General features: G+C 72.3%; 21 protein-coding genes. 10 read left to right on the top strand and 11 right to left on the bottom strand.

The features are described from left to right. Positions 1–158 precede the first annotated feature (158 nt). From AC5WAM_RS10470 to AC5WAM_RS10460, 3 genes are read left to right on the top strand one after another with little or no spacing between them, the layout of a single operon-like run. Positions 159–1,091, top strand: coding sequence for a carbohydrate ABC transporter permease (locus AC5WAM_RS10470; RefSeq protein ID WP_495522422.1), 933 nt, complete (start codon positions 159–161; stop codon positions 1,089–1,091). After that, the gene (locus AC5WAM_RS10465; RefSeq protein ID WP_366795127.1) at positions 1,088–1,927 is read left to right on the top strand and encodes a carbohydrate ABC transporter permease; all 840 of its coding nucleotides are present in this window, start codon (positions 1,088–1,090) and stop codon (positions 1,925–1,927) included. The genes AC5WAM_RS10470 and AC5WAM_RS10465 overlap by 4 nt, the downstream gene beginning before the upstream one ends. After that, entirely contained in the window at positions 1,927–3,216 is a 1,290-nt protein-coding gene (locus AC5WAM_RS10460) for an ABC transporter substrate-binding protein (RefSeq protein ID WP_495522421.1), read from the top strand. The genes AC5WAM_RS10465 and AC5WAM_RS10460 overlap by 1 nt, the downstream gene beginning before the upstream one ends. Before the next feature lie 72 nt (positions 3,217–3,288). Here the strand turns inward: AC5WAM_RS10460 and AC5WAM_RS10455 are convergent, their stop codons facing one another. Further along, the gene (locus tag AC5WAM_RS10455) at positions 3,289–4,329 is read right to left on the bottom strand and encodes a hypothetical protein (protein ID WP_366795129.1); all 1,041 of its coding nucleotides are present in this window, start codon (positions 4,327–4,329) and stop codon (positions 3,289–3,291) included. Between the two features lie 154 nt (positions 4,330–4,483). On the opposite strand from AC5WAM_RS10455, the gene AC5WAM_RS10450 reads away from it, so the two are divergent. The 6 genes from AC5WAM_RS10450 to AC5WAM_RS10425 all read left to right on the top strand — a co-directional run bounded on the left by AC5WAM_RS10450 (position 4,484) and on the right by AC5WAM_RS10425 (position 10,176). Next, positions 4,484–4,945, top strand: a complete 462-nt coding sequence (locus AC5WAM_RS10450; protein ID WP_366795130.1) for a MarR family winged helix-turn-helix transcriptional regulator — start codon at positions 4,484–4,486, stop codon at positions 4,943–4,945. A gap of 89 nt (positions 4,946–5,034) precedes the next feature. Beyond that, positions 5,035–6,276: a macrolide-inactivating glycosyltransferase gene (gene mgt / locus AC5WAM_RS10445; protein ID WP_495522420.1), complete on the top strand. Its 1,242-nt coding sequence runs from the start codon at positions 5,035–5,037 to the stop codon at positions 6,274–6,276. Positions 6,277–6,553: 277 nt separating this feature from the next. Next, the gene (locus tag AC5WAM_RS10440) at positions 6,554–7,612 is read left to right on the top strand and encodes a CDP-alcohol phosphatidyltransferase family protein (protein ID WP_495522419.1); all 1,059 of its coding nucleotides are present in this window, start codon (positions 6,554–6,556) and stop codon (positions 7,610–7,612) included. A gap of 296 nt (positions 7,613–7,908) precedes the next feature. Then, the gene (locus AC5WAM_RS10435) at positions 7,909–9,117 is read left to right on the top strand and encodes a S8 family peptidase (protein ID WP_495522418.1); all 1,209 of its coding nucleotides are present in this window, start codon (positions 7,909–7,911) and stop codon (positions 9,115–9,117) included. A gap of 109 nt (positions 9,118–9,226) precedes the next feature. Next, complete coding sequence (locus tag AC5WAM_RS10430) at positions 9,227–9,793, top strand: DUF1697 domain-containing protein (RefSeq protein WP_495522417.1); 567 nt, start codon at positions 9,227–9,229, stop codon at positions 9,791–9,793. After that, positions 9,790–10,176 carry a nuclear transport factor 2 family protein gene (locus tag AC5WAM_RS10425; RefSeq protein ID WP_366795135.1) on the top strand — a complete coding sequence of 129 codons (387 nt, stop codon included), beginning with the start codon at positions 9,790–9,792 and terminating at the stop codon, positions 10,174–10,176. Before AC5WAM_RS10430 ends, AC5WAM_RS10425 begins: the two co-directional genes overlap by 4 nt. A 12-nt stretch (positions 10,177–10,188) precedes the next feature. Here the strand turns inward: AC5WAM_RS10425 and AC5WAM_RS10420 are convergent, their stop codons facing one another. After that, positions 10,189–11,094, bottom strand: a complete 906-nt coding sequence (locus AC5WAM_RS10420) for a transglutaminase-like domain-containing protein (protein WP_495522416.1) — start codon at positions 11,092–11,094, stop codon at positions 10,189–10,191. Between the two features lie 260 nt (positions 11,095–11,354). Between AC5WAM_RS10420 and AC5WAM_RS10415 the strand changes: the two genes are divergently transcribed. After that, positions 11,355–12,005, top strand: coding sequence for a mycothiol-dependent nitroreductase Rv2466c family protein (locus AC5WAM_RS10415; protein ID WP_366795137.1), 651 nt, complete (start codon positions 11,355–11,357; stop codon positions 12,003–12,005). 27 nt (positions 12,006–12,032) lie between these two features. Here AC5WAM_RS10415 and AC5WAM_RS10410 read toward each other — a convergent pair whose 3' ends face one another. The 9 genes from AC5WAM_RS10410 to AC5WAM_RS10370 all read right to left on the bottom strand — a co-directional run bounded on the left by AC5WAM_RS10410 (position 12,033) and on the right by AC5WAM_RS10370 (position 19,851). Beyond that, positions 12,033–12,836 carry a sirohydrochlorin chelatase gene (locus tag AC5WAM_RS10410; protein ID WP_495522415.1) on the bottom strand — a complete coding sequence of 268 codons (804 nt, stop codon included), beginning with the start codon at positions 12,834–12,836 and terminating at the stop codon, positions 12,033–12,035. A 5-nt stretch (positions 12,837–12,841) separates the two neighbouring features. Further along, on the bottom strand, positions 12,842–13,750 hold the full coding sequence (locus AC5WAM_RS10405; RefSeq protein WP_495522414.1) for an ABC transporter permease: 909 nt from the start codon (positions 13,748–13,750) through the stop codon (positions 12,842–12,844). Beyond that, positions 13,737–14,546: an ABC transporter ATP-binding protein gene (locus AC5WAM_RS10400; RefSeq protein WP_495522413.1), complete on the bottom strand. Its 810-nt coding sequence runs from the start codon at positions 14,544–14,546 to the stop codon at positions 13,737–13,739. The genes AC5WAM_RS10405 and AC5WAM_RS10400 overlap by 14 nt, the downstream gene beginning before the upstream one ends. A 42-nt stretch (positions 14,547–14,588) precedes the next feature. After that, positions 14,589–15,749, bottom strand: coding sequence for an aliphatic sulfonate ABC transporter substrate-binding protein (locus AC5WAM_RS10395; RefSeq protein WP_366795141.1), 1,161 nt, complete (start codon positions 15,747–15,749; stop codon positions 14,589–14,591). Positions 15,750–15,983: 234 nt separating this feature from the next. Then, entirely contained in the window at positions 15,984–17,330 is a 1,347-nt protein-coding gene (locus AC5WAM_RS10390; protein ID WP_495522412.1) for a sulfate adenylyltransferase subunit 1, read from the bottom strand. Positions 17,331–17,332: 2 nt separating this feature from the next. After that, on the bottom strand, positions 17,333–18,304 hold the full coding sequence (gene cysD / locus AC5WAM_RS10385; RefSeq protein WP_495522411.1) for a sulfate adenylyltransferase subunit CysD: 972 nt from the start codon (positions 18,302–18,304) through the stop codon (positions 17,333–17,335). A gap of 88 nt (positions 18,305–18,392) precedes the next feature. Continuing rightward, positions 18,393–18,959 (bottom strand): adenylyl-sulfate kinase, encoded by a 567-nt coding sequence (cysC, locus tag AC5WAM_RS10380; protein ID WP_495522410.1) that lies wholly within the window; start codon positions 18,957–18,959, stop codon positions 18,393–18,395. Then, a complete protein-coding gene (locus tag AC5WAM_RS10375; RefSeq protein WP_366795146.1) occupies positions 18,956–19,675 on the bottom strand; it encodes a phosphoadenylyl-sulfate reductase in 720 nt (239 codons plus the stop codon). Before AC5WAM_RS10375 ends, cysC begins: the two co-directional genes overlap by 4 nt. After that, positions 19,672–19,851, bottom strand: a complete 180-nt coding sequence (locus AC5WAM_RS10370; RefSeq protein WP_366795147.1) for a hypothetical protein — start codon at positions 19,849–19,851, stop codon at positions 19,672–19,674. The genes AC5WAM_RS10375 and AC5WAM_RS10370 overlap by 4 nt, the downstream gene beginning before the upstream one ends. Between the last annotated feature and the right edge of the window lie 9 nt (positions 19,852–19,860).

The raw sequence follows: 19,860 nt of genomic DNA, 5'->3' as shown, positions 1-19,860 counted from the left end.
CCGCCACCGGGCCCGCCGCCGCGCAAGTGTCGCATTCGTACAGGCCAGCCCGACTTCTGGCGTGCGCGGTCGCTTGACGTGGCCCGGCCGCGTCAGCACGATGACGGAGGCCGCCGGGTCGGCCAAACCGTCATCATCCGCCCGAAGGAGCCGATTCCGTGACGTTGGCGACCGCGCGGGCGCGGTCCGGCAAAGGCTCCAGAGGTCCTCGCCCCGGCAGGGCCGTGGACCACGGGGCCTGGTTCCTGGTCCTGCCCGCGCTGCTCCCGATCCTGGTGCTGAGCGTCGGCCCGCTGCTCTACGGCATCGCGCTCGCCTTCACCGACTCCCAGTCGGGCCGCACCGAGCCCACCGAGTGGATCGGGCTCCTCAACTTCCAGGACCTGTGGCACGACACGCTGTTCTGGGACTCCTTCCGCATCGGCCTGGTCTGGGCGGTCGGGGTGACGGTGCCGCAGTTCCTGCTCGCGCTCGGCCTCGCGCTGCTCCTCAACCAGAACCTGCGCTTCCGCTGGCTGGCCCGCTCGCTCGCGATCGTCCCGTGGGCGATGCCCGAGGTCGTCGTCGGCATCATGTGGCGGCTCGTCTACCACCCGGACGCGGGCATCCTCAACGAGACGCTGCGCGACCTCGGCCTCGGCGACGGACGGGACTGGCTGACCGGCCTCGGCACCGCGTTGCCCGCCGTCATCGTCGTCGGCGTCTGGGCGGGCATGCCGCAGACCACGGTGGCGCTGCTCGCCGGGCTCCAGAACGTGCCCCGCGAGCTGCACGAGGCGGCCGCGATGGACGGAGCGGGCGCCTGGCGCCGCTTCACCACCGTCACCTGGCCCGCCCTCAAGCCGATCGCGCTCTCCATCACCGCGCTCAACTTCATCTGGAACTTCAACTCCTTCGCCCTGGTCTACGTGCTCACCAACGGCGGCCCCGGCGGACGCACCCGGCTCCCGATGCTGTTCGCGTACGAGGAGGCGTTCCGCTACGGCCAGTTCGGCTACGCGGCGGCGATGGGCTGTGTCATGGTCGCGGTGATCTCGGTGCTGCTCGCCGTGTATCTGGTGGGCCGGCTGAGGGGAGCCGACGAGCGATGACCTCCCGTCCGAAGGGGGCCGCGCGGGCCGGACAGTACCTCGCGCTCCTCGCCTACCTCGTCTTCCTCGTGTTCCCGTTCCTCTGGCTGCTCTCCACGTCCTTCAAACCGGCCCGCGAGCTGGCCGGTCTGCACCCCACCTGGATCCCCGAGGACCCGACCCTCGCCAACTACCGCCAGGCCTTCGACGAGCAGCCGCTGCTGGAGGCCGCGGGCAACTCGCTGATCGCCGCCCTCGGCGCCGCCGCGATCGCCGTCGTCATCGCCACTCCGATGGCGTACGTGATGGCGCGCCACCGCACGCTGCTCGCCCGGGCGGCGACCGGCTGGGTCGTGGTCAGCCAGGCCTTCCCGTTCGTCCTGGTGATCATCCCGCTGTTCCTCGTCCTGAAGAACCTGCACCTGATCAACTCGCTGCCGGGCCTGATCATGGTCTATGTGGTGTGGGCCCTGCCGTTCGCGCTGTGGATGCTCGTCGGGTACGTCCGGGCCGTGCCGGTGGAGCTGGAGGAGGCCGCGGCGGTCGACGGGGCGGGGCGCCTGCGCACGCTCGTGTCGGTGACCGCGCCGCTGCTGGCGCCGGGCATCGGGGCGACGGCCCTGTTCGCCTTCATCACGGCGTGGAACGAGTTCTTCTTCGCGCTCGTACTGCTCAAGACCCCGGAGAAACAGACGTTGCCGGTCGTCCTCACGCACTTCATCGGCGCGGAGGGCGTGGCCGACCTCGGCCCGCTCGCCGCCGCCGCGTTCCTCGCGACGCTGCCCTCGCTCGTCGTCTTCGCGCTCATCCAGAAGCGGATCACGGGCGGCATGCTCGCCGGGGCGGTGAAGAGCTGATGCGGCGCGCACGCGTCCTCGCCGCCGCGGCCGCCGCGCTCGTGCTGCTGCTCGCCGGGTGCTCCGGCGACGGCGAGGACTCCGGCGGCCGGATCACCCTGCGCTTCCAGTCGCTCGCCTGGCAGCAGGAGTCCGTGGCGGCGAACAAGGAACTGGTGGCGGAGTGGAACGCGCGCCACCCCGACGTCAGGGTCGAGTACGTCCAGGGCAGCTGGACGAGCGTCCACGACCAGCTCCTCACCTCCTTCGAGGGCGGCGAGGCCCCCGACGTCATCCACGACGCCTCCGACGACCTCGCGGACTTCGCGTACGGCGGCTACCTCGCCGACCTCGGGAAGCTGCTGCCGCGCCGCCTGCGGGCCGACGTCCCCCGGGCGAGCTGGGACACGACGACCTTCGGCGGCAAGGTGTACGGCGTGCCGTTCCTCCAGGAGCCGCGCGTGCTCATCGCCAACGCGACGTGGCTGAAGGAGTCCGGGGTCCGGATCCCGACCCCCGACAAGCCGTGGAGCTGGCCGGAGTTCCGCTCGGTCACGCGGGAGCTCGGCGCGGGGAAGGGAAAGTACGGCGTGGCCTGGCCCCTGAAGGAGCCGGTGTCGGCCACGCTCAACCTGTCGCTCTCGGCGGGCGGGAAGCTGTTCCACCGGCGCCCCGACGGCAAGGCCGAGATCCGCTTCGAGGACGCCGACGCGGTGGTGCCGCGCACGGTCCACGACCAGGTCAACGTGGACGGCAGCGCGTCCGGCGCCACCCTCGGCATGGGCGGCTCGGACACGCTGCCCGGCTTCTTCGGCGGCAGGTACGCGATGGTGCCGCTCGGCTTCTCGTACCGCCAGCAGATCGTCCAGCAGGCGCCGAAGGGCTTCGACTGGCAGGTCCTGCCCGCGCCCGCGGGGGCGGACGGGCTCGCGCAGGGCGTGAGCCCGCAGACCCTGTCGGTCGCCGAGGACAGCCCGCACAAGGAGGAGGCGGCCGCGTTCATCGACTTCTTCCTGCGCCCCGCCAACATGGTGCGGCTCGCGCGCGGCGACTGGATGCTGCCCACCGGCAAGGAGGCCCTCAAGGACCCGGCCCTGCGCACGGAGAAGAACGACTGGGCGACGGGCACGGCCCTGGCCCGGCATCTGCGCCCCGCCCCCGCGCAGTCGGTGCGCGGCTACCCCGAGTGGTCGGACAAGGTCGCCACGCCCGCGCTCCAGGAGTACTACAGCGGCGCGATCGGCCTGGACGAGCTGAGGAAACGCCTGGTCGAGGACGGGAACCTGGTGCTGCGCCGCTATCAGCGCTGAGCCCGCGGGGCCACCGGTCCCTCCGGGCAGGCCCCCCGCAGGACCACCGGCCCCCGGAGTCCCGCCGCGCCCTCACACGCCGACCGACTCCTCCATCTCCTCCTCCTGGTCGGCGGCCGTCGCGGGGGCCGGGGCGGCGGTCACCGCGGCCCGCCGGCGCTCGACCAGCCCCGCCACCGCCGTGAGCAGCGCGCCCACGGCGAGCCAGGCCACCAGCGTGCCCACGTGTCCGCCGAGGCCGTGGCCGCCGAAGTACAGCTGGGAGCGGACGCCTTCGACGAAGCCCGCACCGTTCCAGAAGGCGTGCAGGGAGCCGTAGAAGCCGTTCTGCAGCTCGGGCCGGAAGAGCCCGCCGGAGCTGGTGAAGTTGAGCATCACGAAGAGGACCATCATCGCGAGCGTCGTCCAGCGCTTGAGGAACGTGTGCAGGCCCACGCCGATCAGCAGGATGCCCGCCGAGTAGAGCCAGGACATGGCCCACACGCCCCACAGGCCGTGGTGCGCGAGGTGGAACACCGGCCCGGCGAGGGCCGTGCCGATCAGGCTCACGGCGAGGGCGACGCCGACGGCGAGGCCCGCGCGCGCCCGCATCCGCAGGGCGCCGCCGGCGGCGCCGAGCGCGGCGACGGACGCGTACGAGCCGATGCTCACCGCGACGAGCAGGAAGAACAGGCCCTGGCCCGTGGGGTCGTCGGGGACCGGCGGGGCCACGTTGGTGACCTTCAGGGGAGCGCCCTGGGCGGCGGCGAGGGGGGTGAAGACCTTCTCGGCGGCCAGCGCGCTCATGTCGGATCCGGCGGAGGCCACCAGCAGCTCGGGCGTCCTGGCGTCCGGGACGTAGGCGCCGGATATGTCGAGGGACCTGAGCGCGTCGACGGCCTGGGCGCGCGAGGCCAGCGTCCGCACGTCGAGGGCGTCGCCCGCCTTGTCCTGGACGGACCGGGCGAAGGCCTGGGCGCGGGCGTCCGTGCCGACGACGGCGACGGGCATGTCGTGCGGCTCGGGCGTGACGAACGCGCTCATATAGGCCAGACCCATGCCCAGACACATCAGCAGCGGGGTCAGGAGATGGACGAGGACGTGGCGCAGGGGGCCACGGGCAGGCGCCTGCATGCGGATCGCTCCAGAGGGTCGGCAGAGATAGTTGGCATATACAACTCTTACGTCATGTTGTACTGTACAACCATTGGCGCCGGGGCGGAAACGCGGCACGTGACGCGGGTGCGGCCGGGGTCCGGCGAGGTGGACGCGAGGAGGCGGAGGGGCCGTGGCCGACCGGGACGACGCGATCGAGACGATCCAGCGGGAGATGACGGCGTTCGCGCGGCGTGCGCGCGCCACCGCCGCGCGGATGCACCCCGAGCTCTCGCTCGTCTCCTTCACCCTCCTGAGCCATCTCGAGTACCAGCAGGGCTGTCGCGCCACGGACCTGGCCGCGCACTACACCCTCGACAAGTCGACCATCAGCAGGCAGGTGGCGGCCCTGGAGAAGGCGGGCCTGGTGGAGCGCCGCCAGGACCCGGCCGACCACCGCGTGCACGTGCTGCATCTGACCGAACGCGGGGAGGGGGTGCTCGCTCAGGTCACGGACAGCCGCCGGATCGCCTTCCGCGAGCGGCTCGCGGGCTGGAGCGGGCCGGACCTGGAGCGGTTCGCGGAGTATCTGCTGCGGTACAACGCGGGCGCGGAGGACGGCCCGGGGGCGGGGGCCGAGGGGCTCGCCGAGTAGCGCCCGGTCCGGAGGGTCTGGGGCGGGCGCTCGCGAAGAGCACCCGAAAGGCATTGCACGAGACGTATCGTCTCGCTTATGGTCGGCTCATGACCCCACGCAAGCGTGCCCACATCGCCATGTTCTCCATCGCCGCCCACGGGCACGTGAACCCGAGCCTGGAAGTGATCCGGGAGCTCGCGGCCCGCGGCCACCGCGTCACGTACGCGATCCCGCACGCCTTCGCGGAGAAGGTCGCCGAGACCGGCGCCGAGCCCGTGCTCTACCGCACCACCCTGCCCGGCGCGGACGACGACCCCCAGGCCTGGGGCGACACCCTGCTCGACAACGTGGAGCCGTTCCTGGCCGACGCCGTCCAGGCCCTGCCGCAGCTGGCGGCGGCGTACGAGGGCGACGAGCCGGACCTCGTCCTGTACGACATCACCTCCTATCCGGCCCGGGTCCTCGCCCGCCGCTGGGGCGTGCCCGAGGTCTCGCTCTCGCCGAACCTGGTGGCCTGGGAGGGGTACGAGGAGGAGGTTGCCGAGCCCCTGTGGGCGGAGCCCCGGCGGACCGAGCGCGGCCGGGCGTACTACGAGCGCTTCGAGAACTGGCTGGCGGAGAACGGCGTCACCCAGCACCCCGACCCCTTCGTCGGCCGCCCGCCCCGCTCGCTCGTCCTGATCCCCAAGGCGCTCCAGCCGCACGCCGACCGCGTCGACGAGAGCGTGCACACCTTCGTCGGCGCCTGCCAGGGCGACCGTGCGGCGCAGGGCGACTGGGAGCGCCCGGCGCACGCGGACAAGGTGCTCCTGGTCTCCCTCGGCTCGTCCTTCACCAAGCAGCCGGGCTTCTACCGCGAGTGCGTCAAGGCCTTCGGCGACCTGCCGGGGTGGCATGTGGTGCTCCAGATAGGCAGGCACGTCGACGTGGGCGAACTCGGCGACGTGCCGGCCAACATCGAGGTGTGCCGCTGGGTTCCGCAGCTCGCGGTCCTGCGGAAGGCGGACGCGTTCATCACGCACGCGGGCGCGGGCGGCAGCCAGGAGGGCCTCGCGACGGGGACGCCGATGGTCGCCGTGCCGCAGGCCGTCGACCAGTTCGGCAACGCCGACATGCTCCAGGGCCTCGGCGTCGCCCGCCATGTGCCGAGGGAGGAGGCCGACGCGCGGACGCTGCGCGAGGCGGTGCTCGCGCTCGTCGACGACCCGGAGGTGGCGCGCAGGCTGAGCGAGGTGCGCGCCGGGATGGCGGGGGAGGGCGGCACGCGACGGGCGGCCGATCTCATCGAGGAGGAGATCGTGCGCGGGCGGCGTGACGACAGCGTGAAGAGGGGAGGTGTCGAGGCGTGACCGTTTGGTGGCGCTTCAGGCCTGGTTGGCCGGGATCGGCGCTTGATTCGGCATGGCCTGACACGGCATGACATAACGCTCCGTCAGGCCATTCGGTAACGGCTGGGTCATTCGGTAACGCTCGGATAACGCGCGCGCGTCCTGGCACATGCATGGACCCGACCCACTGGTTCGACCCTTATCCCCCGGCAAAGGTTGCATGAGCCACTTCTTGTTCCTTGGGGCAACGGCTTCCTAGCGTGAGGTGAACTTCATTCGAACGCCAGGAAGTTGACCCATGTCACAACAGTCCCTGCGACGCGCCACGGCCGAGCGACGGGAGCCACGGGAGATACCGCCCCTCGCCGAGGTGCGCCGCATCACCGAGAAGAAGCGTGACGCCTGGTGGACCGTGCTGCTCGTCGACCCCGTCGCCACGCCGCTCGTCCGCCAGACCGCGCTGCGCACCCGGATCACGCCGAACCAGATCACCTGGGGCGCGTTCCTGCTCGGTCTCGGGTCCGCGGCGTGCTTCGCCTTCGGTGACTGGCCGTGGCTGTGCCTCGGCGCCGTGATCTACCACCTGAGCTTCGTCCTGGACTGCATGGACGGCAAGGTCGCGCGGCTCACCGGCCAGGGCTCGGTCTTCGGGGCGTGGCTCGACTTCGTCTTCGACCGGATCCGCGTGATGGTGTGCGGGGTCGCCCTGATGGCCGGGCAGTACGAGCGCACCGGGGACGTGACCTACGTCTGGCTCGCCCTCGCCGTGGTCGGGCTCGACACCCTGCGGTACATCAACTCCCTTGAGATCTTCAAGGTCCGCTACACCATGCGCAAGCAGATCAAGGCACGGGTGCGGGCCGCGCGGCGGGCGGAGAACCAGGCCGAGCTCGCGTTCATGGAGGACCTGCTGCGGGAGAACCCCGAGGCGGACGTGGAGCGGGACCAGGCCGTCGGGGCGGGCGCCCCCGGGGAGCCGGAGGCGCTCGCGGGCCGGGCGGCCGTACCGGCGGGGGCGGGCCTCTCCGCCGAGGCCGACGCGCCCGCGCCCGTCCGCCCCGCCAAGCAAGTCATCGACCTCCACCAGGAGTTCCGGCACCGGTTCCCCGCCTATCTCCGGGCGCGGTCCTTCCTGTTGCGGCACCGCATCCGTACGCACCTGGTGAGCGGGGTCGAGTTCCAGATGGGCGTCTTCATCCTCGGGCCGCTCTTCGACGCGGTGATCCCGGCGACCATCGTCTCGGGCGCGCTGCTGCTCGTCTTCGAACTCGCCATCATCTACAAGCTGCTCCTGTCGACCCGGGACTTCACCCGGACGATCGACTCCTTCGAGCAGCCGGTGTCCGCGGCGGCCTAGCCGTCGCCGCCGAGGGACTTCTGCGTCCTGCCCGCTCGGGGGAGGGGCAGGGCGCAGAGGGGGGGGCGCACAGGGGGCGGGGTGCCCGAAGTGTCATGGGTGGGTCGATTTGTTATTACAGAACCTTGTTGAACAAGTCACAGCCGCATGAACCTATTGATCTGCGCGCGTCATTCAGACAGGGTTTCGTCCCAACGCCCGGAGATCTTCAGTTCTTTCGGAGCGAACCGGGCGTCGCAGTGAAGGCTTGATAACCCCACATCCCCCCACAACACCCCACGAGGAGACCCCTCTTCATGGCAGTTCACCAGCGCGCTCGCACGATGAAGCTCACCGCAGGGATAGTCACCGCCGCCACCGCGGTGGGCGTGACCGTCTTCGCCGGCTCGTTCGCCGGTGCCTCGACCCCCGCCGAGGGCAAGGTGTACGGAACCGACGCCAAGGGCGCCGTGGCCGGCAGCTACATCGTCCTGCTCGACGAGAAGGCCGACAACGCCGCCAAGGCCGACCTCGCCGAGCAGTACGGCGGCGACCTCGGCCGCACCTACTCCTCGGCCGTCAACGGCTTCTCGGCCACGGGTCTGAGCGAGACCGAGGCCAAGCGCCTGGCCGCCGACCCGGCCGTCGGCAAGGTCGTCCAGAACAAGAAGTTCTCCATCGAGGCCACCCAGGACAACCCCCCGTCGTGGGGCCTGGACCGGGTCGACCAGGCCGACACGGCGGGCGACAAGAAGTACACGTACCCGGACCAGGCCGGTGAGGGCGCGACCGCGTACGTCATCGACACCGGCGTGCGCGTCAGCCACAAGGACTTCGGCGGCCGCGCGGTCTCCGGGTTCGACGCGGTCGACAACGACGACAACGCGGACGACGGCAACGGCCACGGCACCCACGTCGCGGGCACCATCGCGGGCTCGGCGCACGGCCTCGCCAAGAAGGCGAAGATCGTCGCGGTGCGCGTCCTGGACGACCGGGGCTCCGGCACCACCGAGCAGGTCGTCGCGGGCATCGACTGGGTCACCAAGAACCACAAGGGCCCCTCCGTCGCCAACATGAGCCTCGGCGGCGGCGCCGACGAGGCCCTGGACGAGGCCGTCCGCAAGTCCATCGCCTCCGGCGTCACCTTCGCGGTGGCCGCGGGCAACGAGTCGAGCGACGCGAGCCAGGGCTCCCCGGCGCGCGTCAAGGAGGCCATCACCGTCGCCTCCTCCACGAAGGACGACCAGCAGTCGGACTTCTCCAACTTCGGCTCCGCCGTGGACATCTACGCCCCCGGCTCGGACATCACCTCCGACTGGAACACCGGTGACGACGCCACCAAGACGATCTCCGGTACGTCCATGGCGACCCCGCACGTCGTCGGCGCCGCCGCCCTGTACCTGGCCGCGCACCCCGACGCCAAGCCCGCGGACGTCGCCAAGGCGCTGACCGACGGTGCCACGCCTGACAAGATCTCCAACCCGAGCGAGGGCACGCCCAACAAGCTCCTGAAGGTCGTCGAGTAGGTCCCGTCCGGGCCGCCGCGCCGCCGCACGGCGGGGCGGCGGCCCTCTTCGGACCGGCGGCCGTCGTGCCCACCCCCACGGGGCGCGACGGCCGCCTTATCGTGTGCGCATGGCGACGAAGATCTACGCGGCGCTCCTTCGCGGCGTGAACGTGGGCGGCAGCAGGAAAGTGCCGATGGCCCGGCTGCGCGCGCTCCTCGAAGGGCTCGGGCTCACCGGCGTACGGACGTACCTGCAGAGCGGGAACGCGGTGTTCGCGGCGGACCACGGCGACGAGGACGTCCTCGCGGCCGAGCTCGCGGCGGCCCTGGAGCAGGAGTTCGGCTTCGACGTGGACCTGCTGGTGCGCGACCACGCGTATCTGCGGGCGGTGGTCGACGCCTGCCCCTTCCCCGCCGCCGACCTCGAAGGCAAGCAGCTGCACGTCACGTACTTCTCCGGGCCCGTGGACGCCGCCCGCTTCGCCGCGCTCGACCAAGCGGGCTTCCTGCCGGAGGAGTTCCGCCTCGGCGAGCGCGCCCTGTACCTCTACGTGCCCGAAGGACTCGGCCGGTCCCGGCTCGGCGAGGCCCTGGGGCGCCCCGCCCTCACGAAGGGCCTCGTGGCCACCACCCGCAACTGGAACACCGTCACCAAGCTCGCGGAGCTGACCGAGGCCCCGGGGGCCGGCCGATGACCGACCGCTCGCCCGCCGTGGAGGCGGCCATCGAGAACGAGCTGCGCCTGCTCGACCCCGAGGTGCGGGCCTCGCCCGAGCTGTTCGGCGATCTGCTGCACCCCGAGTTCACCGAGATCGGCGCCTCGGGCGCGCGCTGGGACCGGGCGTCGATCGTCCGGGTCCTCACCGCGAGCCCCGAGCCCGGCGCCCGGCCCGTCACGACCTCCCGCATGCGGGGCGTGCAGCTCGCCGACGACCTGGTGCACCTGACCTTCGACACCGAAAGCAACGGCCGCCTGGCGCACCGCAGTTCGCTGTGGCGGCGCACGGGCGACGGCTGGCTGCTCTGGTTCCACCAGGGCACGCCGTTCACGCGCTCCGAGGCGGGCGGCCAGGGCTGACGGGGCGGGCGCTCACGCCGCGCGCGGCAGCGTGACGGTGCGGACGCCGAGGTAGGTCGTGTGCGAGACGACCTCGGCGGGCACCGCGAGCCGCGGATCGGCGAGCAGCCGCCGCACGGCCTCGGGCCGCCCCGGGTCCGGGGCGTGCCCGGCCGCCGAGGTGACGGCGGCGACGGCGTCGAGCAGCGCGAGGTCCGCCGCCGTGACCTCCGCCTCCTCCTTCTCCATCAGCCCCCAGCCGTCCCACGGCAGCGGCTCCACGCCGCCGAGTGCGGCGAGGTCGGCCACCACGTCGGCGCGCACGAGCCCGAGGCCCTTGATCTCCGGCACGGTGAACACGCCGAAGGTCTCCGGGTCCGCGCGCCCCTGCCGGCACGCCCGCCAGGCGTCCCCGGCGACCAGGAACGCGTCGCGCGGCACGTCCAGCGGGTCGAACGGGGTGGCGTGCAGGTCGCCGTACACCTGCGGGTCGGCGAGGACCCAGCCGCGCCCCTCGCACCAGTACTCCGTCACCCAGTGGTTGTCGTGGAACCCCGCCTGGAAGTACGTGCCGTAGCCGCCCCTGAGCCGTGCCGGGGTGCCGGTCTCGCGCAGCAGCGCGCACAGCAGCAGCGCGAAGTCCCGGCAGGTGGCGACGAACCGCGTCGCGGGCCCGCGCTCCTCGGTGAGCGGGGTGTCGGCGCGCTCGCGCAGGATGCGCAGGACCTCCGTGACGTACCGGGACTCGGCGTCCGCGTGCAGCCGCTCGTCGGGCACCGTCCAGCCGCAGGTCTCCCGCTCCTCGCGGTGCATCATGACGCCCCGCACCAGGGCGGCGAGGGCCTCGGGGGAGCGGGGCAGCGGGGCCGGGCCGAGCAGGGCTTCGAGGTGGGGGCCGGGGGTGCTGTACGGGCTGTGGTTCAGATAGTCGCTGTCCATGCCGGACAGGCTGAGGTCTGCCCTTGGGGCAAGGTCCAGAGAGCGCGCCCCGAAGGGGCGCGGGGCTGTGCCGATATGCGGCTCCGCCGCGCGGGCGCGACCAGCCACGACGGTCCCGCAGGCGATCAACGGCCCATCGCGGCAATTCCAGCGAAGCGCTTGGCGGGCCGCCGGGCCGCTGTGCCCGGTCGTGATTGGCCCAGGAAAAGCCACGGAAAGTGGACCATTCCGCTGCGCCACCCCTGGCTAGTGTTTCGGCCATGACCACCACAGCGCCCCGCCCGACACCCACCGCCGACGCCGCCACGGCGACCCGCATCGACTTCTACTTCGACCCGGCCTGCCCCTTCGCGTGGATCACCTCCCGCTGGCTCCTGGAGGTCGAGCGCCACCGCGACCTGGACCTGCGCTTCCACGTGATGAGCCTGTACCTGCACAACGTGGGCAACGACCTGCCCGGCTGGTACCGGGAGCTCGTCGACAAGTCGCTCGGCGTCGTCCGCGTCGTGGCGGCCGCCGCCGAGGGGCACGGCGAGGAGGTGCTGCGTGACCTGTACACGGCCCTCGGCACCCGTATCCACGAGCGGCGGAACGAGGACTTCCGCGCGGTCGTGCGCGAGGCCCTCGCCGAGGTCGGCCTCCCGGCGGAGCTCGGCGGGGCCGCGTCCCGCACGGAGTACGACGAGGCCCTGCGGCGCAGCCACGACGCGGGCAAGGAGCCGGAGTCCGGCGCCTACGTCGGCACGCCCACGGTCCACGTCGACGGCACGGTCTGGTTCGGCCCGGTGCTGCGCGCGATACCGCGCGGCGAGGAGGCGGCCCGCCTCTTCGACAGCTTCCGCGTCCTGGCGGGCCACCCGGACCTGTTCGAACTGAAGCGGACGCGGACGGGCGGGCTCGACTTCGGCTGAGGGGCCGCCGGCCGATCGGAGAGGCCCCTAGCCGACGGCGGGCAGGTCCAGCAGCCCTGCTGCGACGTGGTCCGCCCGGGCGGACGGGTGGGCGAGATCCGTCGCGAAGCGACGGCACGCGTCGAACCGTTCGAGCAGCACCCGGGCGACGAACGGCGAATCCCCCAGAACCCCGCCGAGAACATCGGCCTCGGCGGCCCCGCGAGCGATCCGGTCGGGCAGGAACCCGGGAGCCAGTACATAGGGAGCGACGGCCACCCGCCGCACCCCGGGCACGCCCCGCAGGAGGTGCACGGCCTGCCCGGTGGGGGGCAGCGCCGCGGAGGCGAACGCAGGCCGCACGGCGCACCAACCGGTACGCCGCCACTCCCGCGCGATGTCAGCGATCACTGCGATCGCCTCCGGGTCCGTGGAGCCCGCCGAGGCGAGGACCACCCCGGTCGTGGCCTTGTCGGCGGGGTCGAGCCCCGCCTCGTACAGCCGCTGTTCGAGCGCGGCGAGCAGCAGCGGCGAGGGGCCGAGCACCCCCGCCTGCCGCACCCGCATCCCGGCCGGGGCCGCGCGGAGCACGGCGGGGATGTCGGCCTTCGCGTGGAAGGCGCGGGTCAGCAGGAGCGGCTGGGCGACGACGTCGCGCACGCCGGCGGCGGCCAGGGCCGCGAGGACGTCCGGCACGGCGGGGGCGTCGAAGTCGAGGAAGCCGACCTCCACCCGCAGCTCCGGGCGCAGCGCCCGCACGCGGCGCACCAGCGCGCGCACCGTCGCGGCGTGCCGTGGGTCGCGGCTGCCGTGGGCGATGACCAGGAGTGCGGGGGAGGCGGCGGTGTGCATCGTGATCACTTCACCAACAGGCCGCGGCTGCGCAGGACCCACCGCTCCAGCGGGCTGAAGATCAGCAGGTCGATGGCGATGCCGACGATCAGGATCAGCAGGATGGCGAGGAAGACCTGCGACATGCTGCTGTTGGTGCGGCCCGCCTCCAGGAGCTGGCCGAGCCCCATCCCGAGGTCCGGCGACTGCGCGATGATCTCGGCGGCCATCAGCGACCGCCAGGAGAACGCCCAGCCCTGCTTCAGGCCCGCCAGATACCCGGGCAGCGCGGCGGGCATGACGATGTGCCAGGTCCCGCGGAGCCCGGTGGCGCCGAGCGTGCGGCCCGCCCGCAGGAACAGCGGCGGCACCTGGTCCACGCCCGCGACCAGGCCGTTGGCGATCGACGGCACGGCGCCGAGCAGGATCACCGCGTACATCATCTTGTCGTTGAGGCCGAGCCAGATCACCGCCGGGGGCACCCACGCCACGGACGGCAGCGACTGGAGCCCGGACAGGACGGGCCCGATGGCCGCCCGGACGAAGCGGACACGTGCCACGAGCAGACCGAGCGGCGTGCCGATGACCAGCGCCATGAGGAAGCCGAACATGCCGCGCGAGACGGACGTCCAGATGTAGTCGAGCAGGGTGCCCTGCTGCCAGGCGAGCTCGACCTCATGCCACACCGCGTCCGGCGAGGGCAGCTTGTAGCTGTCGGTCACCTCCGCCCAGACGAGGAGCTGCCAGACCACGAGGACGAGCAGGACCGCCGTGACCGGCGGCAGGACCTTCTGCACCAGCGTCTCGCGCAGCGGGGCGCGCCGCGTCTGGACGGTGTCCAGGGCGTCGAGGCCCGCCTCCAGGCCCGCCAGGTCGTGGGTGTCCCGCCCGTCGCCCTGGGGTGGCGCGGGGGTCGTCGTGTCAGTGCTGCCCATGGCGGCGGATCTCCCCACGCAGTTCTTCGGTGATCTCGACGGACAGCTCGGCCACGGCCGTGTCGTCGATGCGGCGCGGCTGCTCGATGCCGACGGTCCACTCGCGCGCCACCCGGCCCGGCCGCGAGGACAGCAGGACCACGCGCTGGGCGAGCCGCACCGCCTCGCGGACGTTGTGGGTGACGAACAGGACCGAGACGCCGGTCTCGCGCCAGATCCGGGTCAGCTCGTCGTGCAGCACGTCCCGGGTGATGGCGTCGAGCGCCGCGAACGGCTCGTCCATGAGGAGCAGCTTGCTGTCCTGGGCGAGCGCGCGGGCAAGGGCGACCCGCTGGCGCATGCCGCCGGACAGCTCGTGCACGCGCTTGCCGTACGCGCCCTGGAGCCGGACGAGCGCCAGCAACTCCTCCGCCCTGGACCGGCGTTCGGCCTTGGCGAGGCCGCTCAGCTTCAGGGCCAGCTCGATGTTCTTGCCCGCGGTCAGCCACGGGAACAGGGCGTGCTCCTGGAACATCAGGGCCGGGCGGCCGTCGGTGCCGATGCTGCCCGCGCTCGGCCGGTCGAGCCCGGCCACGAGGTTGAGCAGCGTCGACTTCCCGCAGCCCGAGGCCCCCAGGAGGGTGACGAACTCGCCCTGGCCGACGTCCAGCGTGATGTCGTCCAGGACGAGCTGCTGCCCCGCCGGTGTGGCGAAGGACTTCGAGACGTGCTCGATGCGCGCGGCGACCCCGCCCGCGTCCGTGGTGTGCGAGGCCCGTGCGGCGCCCCGCGGTGCCTTGGCCAGCGTCGTGCCCATGGTCGTCACCTCCTGAGAACCTGAACTGTGGGCGATGTCGGGTTACTTGACGCCGAGGCCGGCGTCGTCGACCGCGGGTTCGCCCGCCGCCTTCAGGACCTTGTTGAGCGGGCCCAGGTCGTAGATGCCCTTGAGGTCGGGCTGTTCCAGGAGGCCCGCCTTCACGGCGTGCTCGGCCTCGGTGTCGAGCGTCGCCGCCAGCGGGTCGTTGGTGAACTGGATCGACTTCCAGGCCGGGTCGAGGACCTCCGCGGGCAGTTCCTTGCCGGAGTGCTGCTTCAGCTTGGCGTTGGCGGCGGCCTTGGCCTTGGCCGGGTTGTCCTTGATGAACTGGTTCGCCTTCACCGCGCCCCGCAGCACGGCCTCGACGACCTTCGGGTGGTCCTTGAGGAACTGCTGGCGCACGATGACGTTCGTGATCACGAACTTCTTGTCGGGCCACAGGTCGGCCTCGTCGAGCAGCACCTTCGCGCCCTCGGCCACCAGCTTGGACGCGGTCGGCTCCGGCACCCAGGCGCCGTCGACGGAGCCGGACTTGTAGGCGTCCGGGGTGATCTTGTTGTCGGTGCGGACCACGGAGACGTCGCCCTTGCCGCTCTGGGCGTCGACCTTCCAGCCCTTCTCCTTGACCCAGTTGAGGAAGGCCACGTCCTGGGTGTTGCCGAGCTGCGGGGTGGCGATCTTCTTGCCCTTGACGTCGTCCAGGGACTTGATCTTCTTGGGGTTCACCACGAGCTTCACGCCGCCGGACGCCGAACCGCCGATGATGCGCAGGTTCTCGCCGTTGGACTTGGTGTAGCCGTTGATGGCGGGCGACGGGCCGATCCAGCCGATGTCGATGGACTTGGAGTTGAGCGCCTCGATCTCCGAGGGACCCGCGTTGAACTGGGAGTACGACGCCTTGGTGGCGCCCAGCTCCTTCTGGAACAGGCCCTCGTGGTCGCCGACGAGCGCCGTGCCGTGGGTGAGGTTCGGGAAGTAGCCGATCTTCACCTCGGCCAGCCCCTCGATCTTCTTCGCGTCGGCGGCGATCTTCGCCTTGCCGTCGTCGTCCTTGTCGGAGTCCGAGCCGTATCCGCAGGCGGAGAGCGTGAGCGCGAGCAGGGGGAGGGCGGCGACGGCGGCCAGACGGCCGGAGCGGCGCGCGCGGGCCGGGCGGGGGGCGCGGGGAGAAAGGGGACCGGAGGTGCGGATGGCTGGCACGGGAGGGGTTCCTCTCGTTGGCCCGGCGGAAGCACGGTTCAGGGTGCGGCCGGGTGGATGTCGGCGGATCTTCGTCTGCGTGCGAAGGGACGGCGGGGGGTGAGGGCGCGCGAGCGGTGCGCGTACGTCATCGCACACATCGCGTGACGCCGCCGGACCCCGCGCCGAGGGCGCCGCTGCCCACGCGGCCGCCCTCCTTCGCGAAGGTCGAGAAGACATCGGGAGAGGACACGGTCAGAAATCCCACCCTTCTTCGTCGTCCGTGGCCGACGCGGGCGCCTCGGCCTTGGCGAAGGCCTCGCCCGCCATCCCGGCGGCGAGCGTCGTGCCGTCCGCCGGGTCGATCAGGAGGAAGGAGCCGGTGCGGCGCGAGTCGGCGTACGCGTCGAGTGCGAGCGGCTCGGCGGTGCGCACCAGGACGCGGCCGATGTCGTTGGCGGCGAGGAGCCCCGGGTTCGGGTGCTGCGACAGGTCGTCCAGGGTGAGCCGGGACGGGATCTGCTTCACGATCGCCTTGACCGTGCGGGTGGTGTGCTTGAGCAGCACCCGCTGGCCCACGCGCAGGGGCGCGTCGGCGACGTGGCAGACGGTGGCGGCGATGTCCTGGGTGGGCGTCGGCGTATCAGTACTCGGGACGATCATGTCACCACGTGAGATGTCGAGGTCGTCCTCCAGGAGCACGGTCACGGACTGCGGCGTCCACGCCACGTCCACCGGCCTGCCCAGCAGATCGATGCCCGCGACCTTCGTGGTGTGCCCCGACGGCAGCACCGTCACCTCGTCGCCGACGCGGAACGTGCCCGCGGCGATCTGCCCCGCGTAGCCGCGGTAGTCGGGGTGCTCGGCGGTCTGCGGCCGGATCACGTACTGCACCGGCAGGCGCGCGTGGCAGCCCGTCAGGTCGTGGCTGACCGGCACGGTCTCCAGGTGCTCCAGGACGGTCGGGCCGTCGTACCAGTCCATGGCCGCGGACGGCTCCACCACGTTGTCCCCGGCGAGCGCCGAGATCGGGATCGCGGTGACCTCCGGGACGCCCAGCTCCGTGGCGTACGCGGTGAACTCCTCGGCGATCTTCGCGAAGACGGGCTCCGCGTACGCGACGAGGTCCATCTTGTTCACCGCGAGCACCACGTGCGGCACGCGCAGGAGCGCGGCCACCGCGGCGTGGCGGCGGGTCTGCTCGATCACGCCGTTGCGCGCGTCGACCAGGACCACGGCGAGGTCGGCGGTGGAGGCGCCGGTGACCATGTTGCGGGTGTACTGCACGTGGCCCGGCGTGTCGGCCAGGATGAACCGGCGGCGCGGGGTCGCGAAGTAGCGGTACGCCACGTCGATGGTGATGCCCTGCTCGCGCTCGGCCCGCAGGCCGTCGGTGAGCAGCGCCAGGTCGGGCCCCTCGGCGCCGCGGCTGCGCGAGGCGTGCTCGACGGCCTCCAGCTGGTCGGCGAGGACCGACTTGGAGTCGTGCAGGAGGCGGCCGACCAGCGTGGACTTGCCGTCGTCGACGGAGCCCGCGGTGGCGAAGCGCAGCAGGGTGGTGGCGAAGAGCCCGGCGGGCTGTTCCGCGGCGGTGCTGGTCATGGTTAGAAGTACCCTTCGCGCTTGCGGTCTTCCATCGCGGCCTCGGAGAGCTTGTCGTCGGCCCGGGTCGCGCCGCGCTCGGTGAGCCGGGACGCCGCGATCTCGGCGATGACGGCCTCCAGGGTGCTCGCGTCGGAGTCGACGGCCCCGGTGCAGGACATGTCGCCGACGGTGCGGTACCGGACCCGGCGGGTCTCCACGGCCTCGCCGTCCTTGGGGCCGCCCCAGTCCCCGGCGGTCAGCCACATGCCGCCGCGCAGGAACACCGGGCGCTCGTGGGCGAAGTAGATCTCGGGCAGCTCGATCCCCTCGCGGGCGATGTACTGCCACACGTCCAGCTCGGTCCAGTTGGACAGCGGGAAGACGCGCACGTGCTCGCCCGGGGCGTGCCGGCCGTTGTAGAGCTGCCACAGCTCGGGCCGCTGGCGGCGCGGGTCCCACTGCGAGAACTCGTCCCGCAGCGAGAACACCCGCTCCTTGGCGCGGGCCTTCTCCTCGTCGCGGCGGCCGCCGCCGAAGACCGCGTCGAAGCGCTCGGCGGCGATCTTCTCCGTCAGCGGCAGCGTCTGGAGCGGGTTGCGGGTGCCGTCGGGGCGCTCCTTGAGCACGCCGCGGTCGAGGTAGTCCTGCACGGACGCCACGTGCAACCGGAGCCGGTGCGCGGCGACCACGCGGTCGCGGTACTCGATGACCTCGGGGAAGTTGTGCCCGGTGTCCACGTGGAGCAGCGAGAAGGGCACCGCGGCCGGGGCGAAGGCCTTCAGCGCCAGATGCAGCATGACGATGGAGTCCTTGCCGCCGGAGAACAGGATCACCGGCCGCTCGAACTCGCCCGCCACCTCACGGAAGATGTGGACGGCCTCGGACTCCAGGGCGTCCAGGTGGCTGAGCGCGTAGGGCCCCTCGGCCTCCTGGGCGGCCGGGGCCCGCTCGGGCTGCGACGCGTCCTCGGTCGCGGCGGCGGCGGTCGTCATGCGGTGACCCTCTCGTCGGCTTCTGCGCCCGCGCGGCGCACGGGTGCGGGCGTCGTCGGCAGCGGCCGGGCGGCCGTCGTCGGCGCGCTCATACGACACCCCGCTCCGTCAGGAGCTCCAGGACGGCCGCCGCGGACTGCTGGACCGTCTGGTCCTGGGACTCCACGCGGAGGTCGGGCGACTCGGGCTCCTCGTACGGGTCGTCGACGCCGGTGAGCCCGGACAGCTCGCCCGCGGCCTGCTTGGCGTACAGGCCCTTCACGTCGCGGACGGAACACACCTCCACGGGCGTGGCGACGTGCACCTCCAAGTAGGCGGTGCCGCCCGCCTGGTGGCGCTTGCGCACCGCCTCGCGGCTGTCCGCGAACGGGGCGATCACGGGGACGAGCGCGAGCACGCCGTTGCGGGCGAGCAGCTCGGCGACGAACCCGATGCGCTGCACGTTGGTGTCGCGGTCCGCGCGGCTGAAGCCGAGGCCCGCCGAGAGGAACTCGCGGATCTCGTCGCCGTCGAGCACCTCCACCGCGCGGCCCCGCTCGCGCAGGGTGCGCGCCAGCTCGTAGGCGATGGTGGTCTTGCCCGCGCTCGGCAGGCCGGTGAGCCAGACGGTGGCTCCGGTCACGTCGGTCTCCTGGACGGGTCGGGGGGCGGTCATCCGTGCAGCCCGCATTCGGTCTTGGCCCGCCCGGCCCAGCGGCCCGCGCGCGCGTCCTCGCCGTCGAGGAGGCGCCGGGTGCACGGGGCGCAGCCCACGGAGCCGTAGCCGTCCATGAGCAGCGGGTTGGTCAGCACGCCGTGCTCGGCGACGTAGGCGTCCACGTCGTCCTGCGTCCAGCGGGCGATGGGGGAGACCTTCACCTTGCGGCGCCGGTCGTCCCAGCCGACGACGGGCGTGTGCGCGCGGCTCGGCGACTCGTCGCGGCGCAGCCCCGTGGCCCACGCCAGATAGGGCGTCAGACCGTCCTCCAGGGGCTTGACCTTGCGCAGCGCGCAGCACAGGTCGGGGTCGCGGTCGTGCAGCCGCGGGCCGTACTCGGCGTCCTGCTCGGCCACGGTCTGGACCGGCGTCAGGGTGAGGACGTTGACGTCCATCACGGCCTCGACGGCGTCGCGGGTGCCGATGGTCTCCGGGAAGTGGTAGCCGGTGTCGAGGAACACCACGTCCACGCCGGGGCGCGCGCGGGAGGCGAGGTGGGCGACCACCGCGTCCTCCATCGACGAGGTCACGCAGAAGCGGGCGCCGAAGGTGCCGGCCGCCCAGGTGAGGACCTCCAGGGCGGAGGCGTCCTCCAGGTCGCGCCCGGCCTGCTCGGCGAGCGCCTTCAACGCGTCGGCCGGGGTGTCGGCCGGCACCTGCTGAATGGTCGTCATATCGCTGCCTCTCCGCCGTCGTCGCGCCGAAGCCCACGGGCGAGCAGCCCGAGGAACTTCAGCTGGAAGGCACGGTTGCACGCCGCGCATTCCCATGCGCCATGGCCCTGCTCACTTGGACGCAGGTCCTCGTCGCCGCAGTAGGGGCAGTAGAAGGGGGCGGCCCGCTCGCTCATGGTGTGGTC

Source organism: Streptomyces sp. JLYT201 (assembly GCF_059448825.1).
The sequence above is the reverse complement of the archived record's forward strand: the minus strand, read 5'-3'. Positions and strand labels throughout refer to the sequence as shown.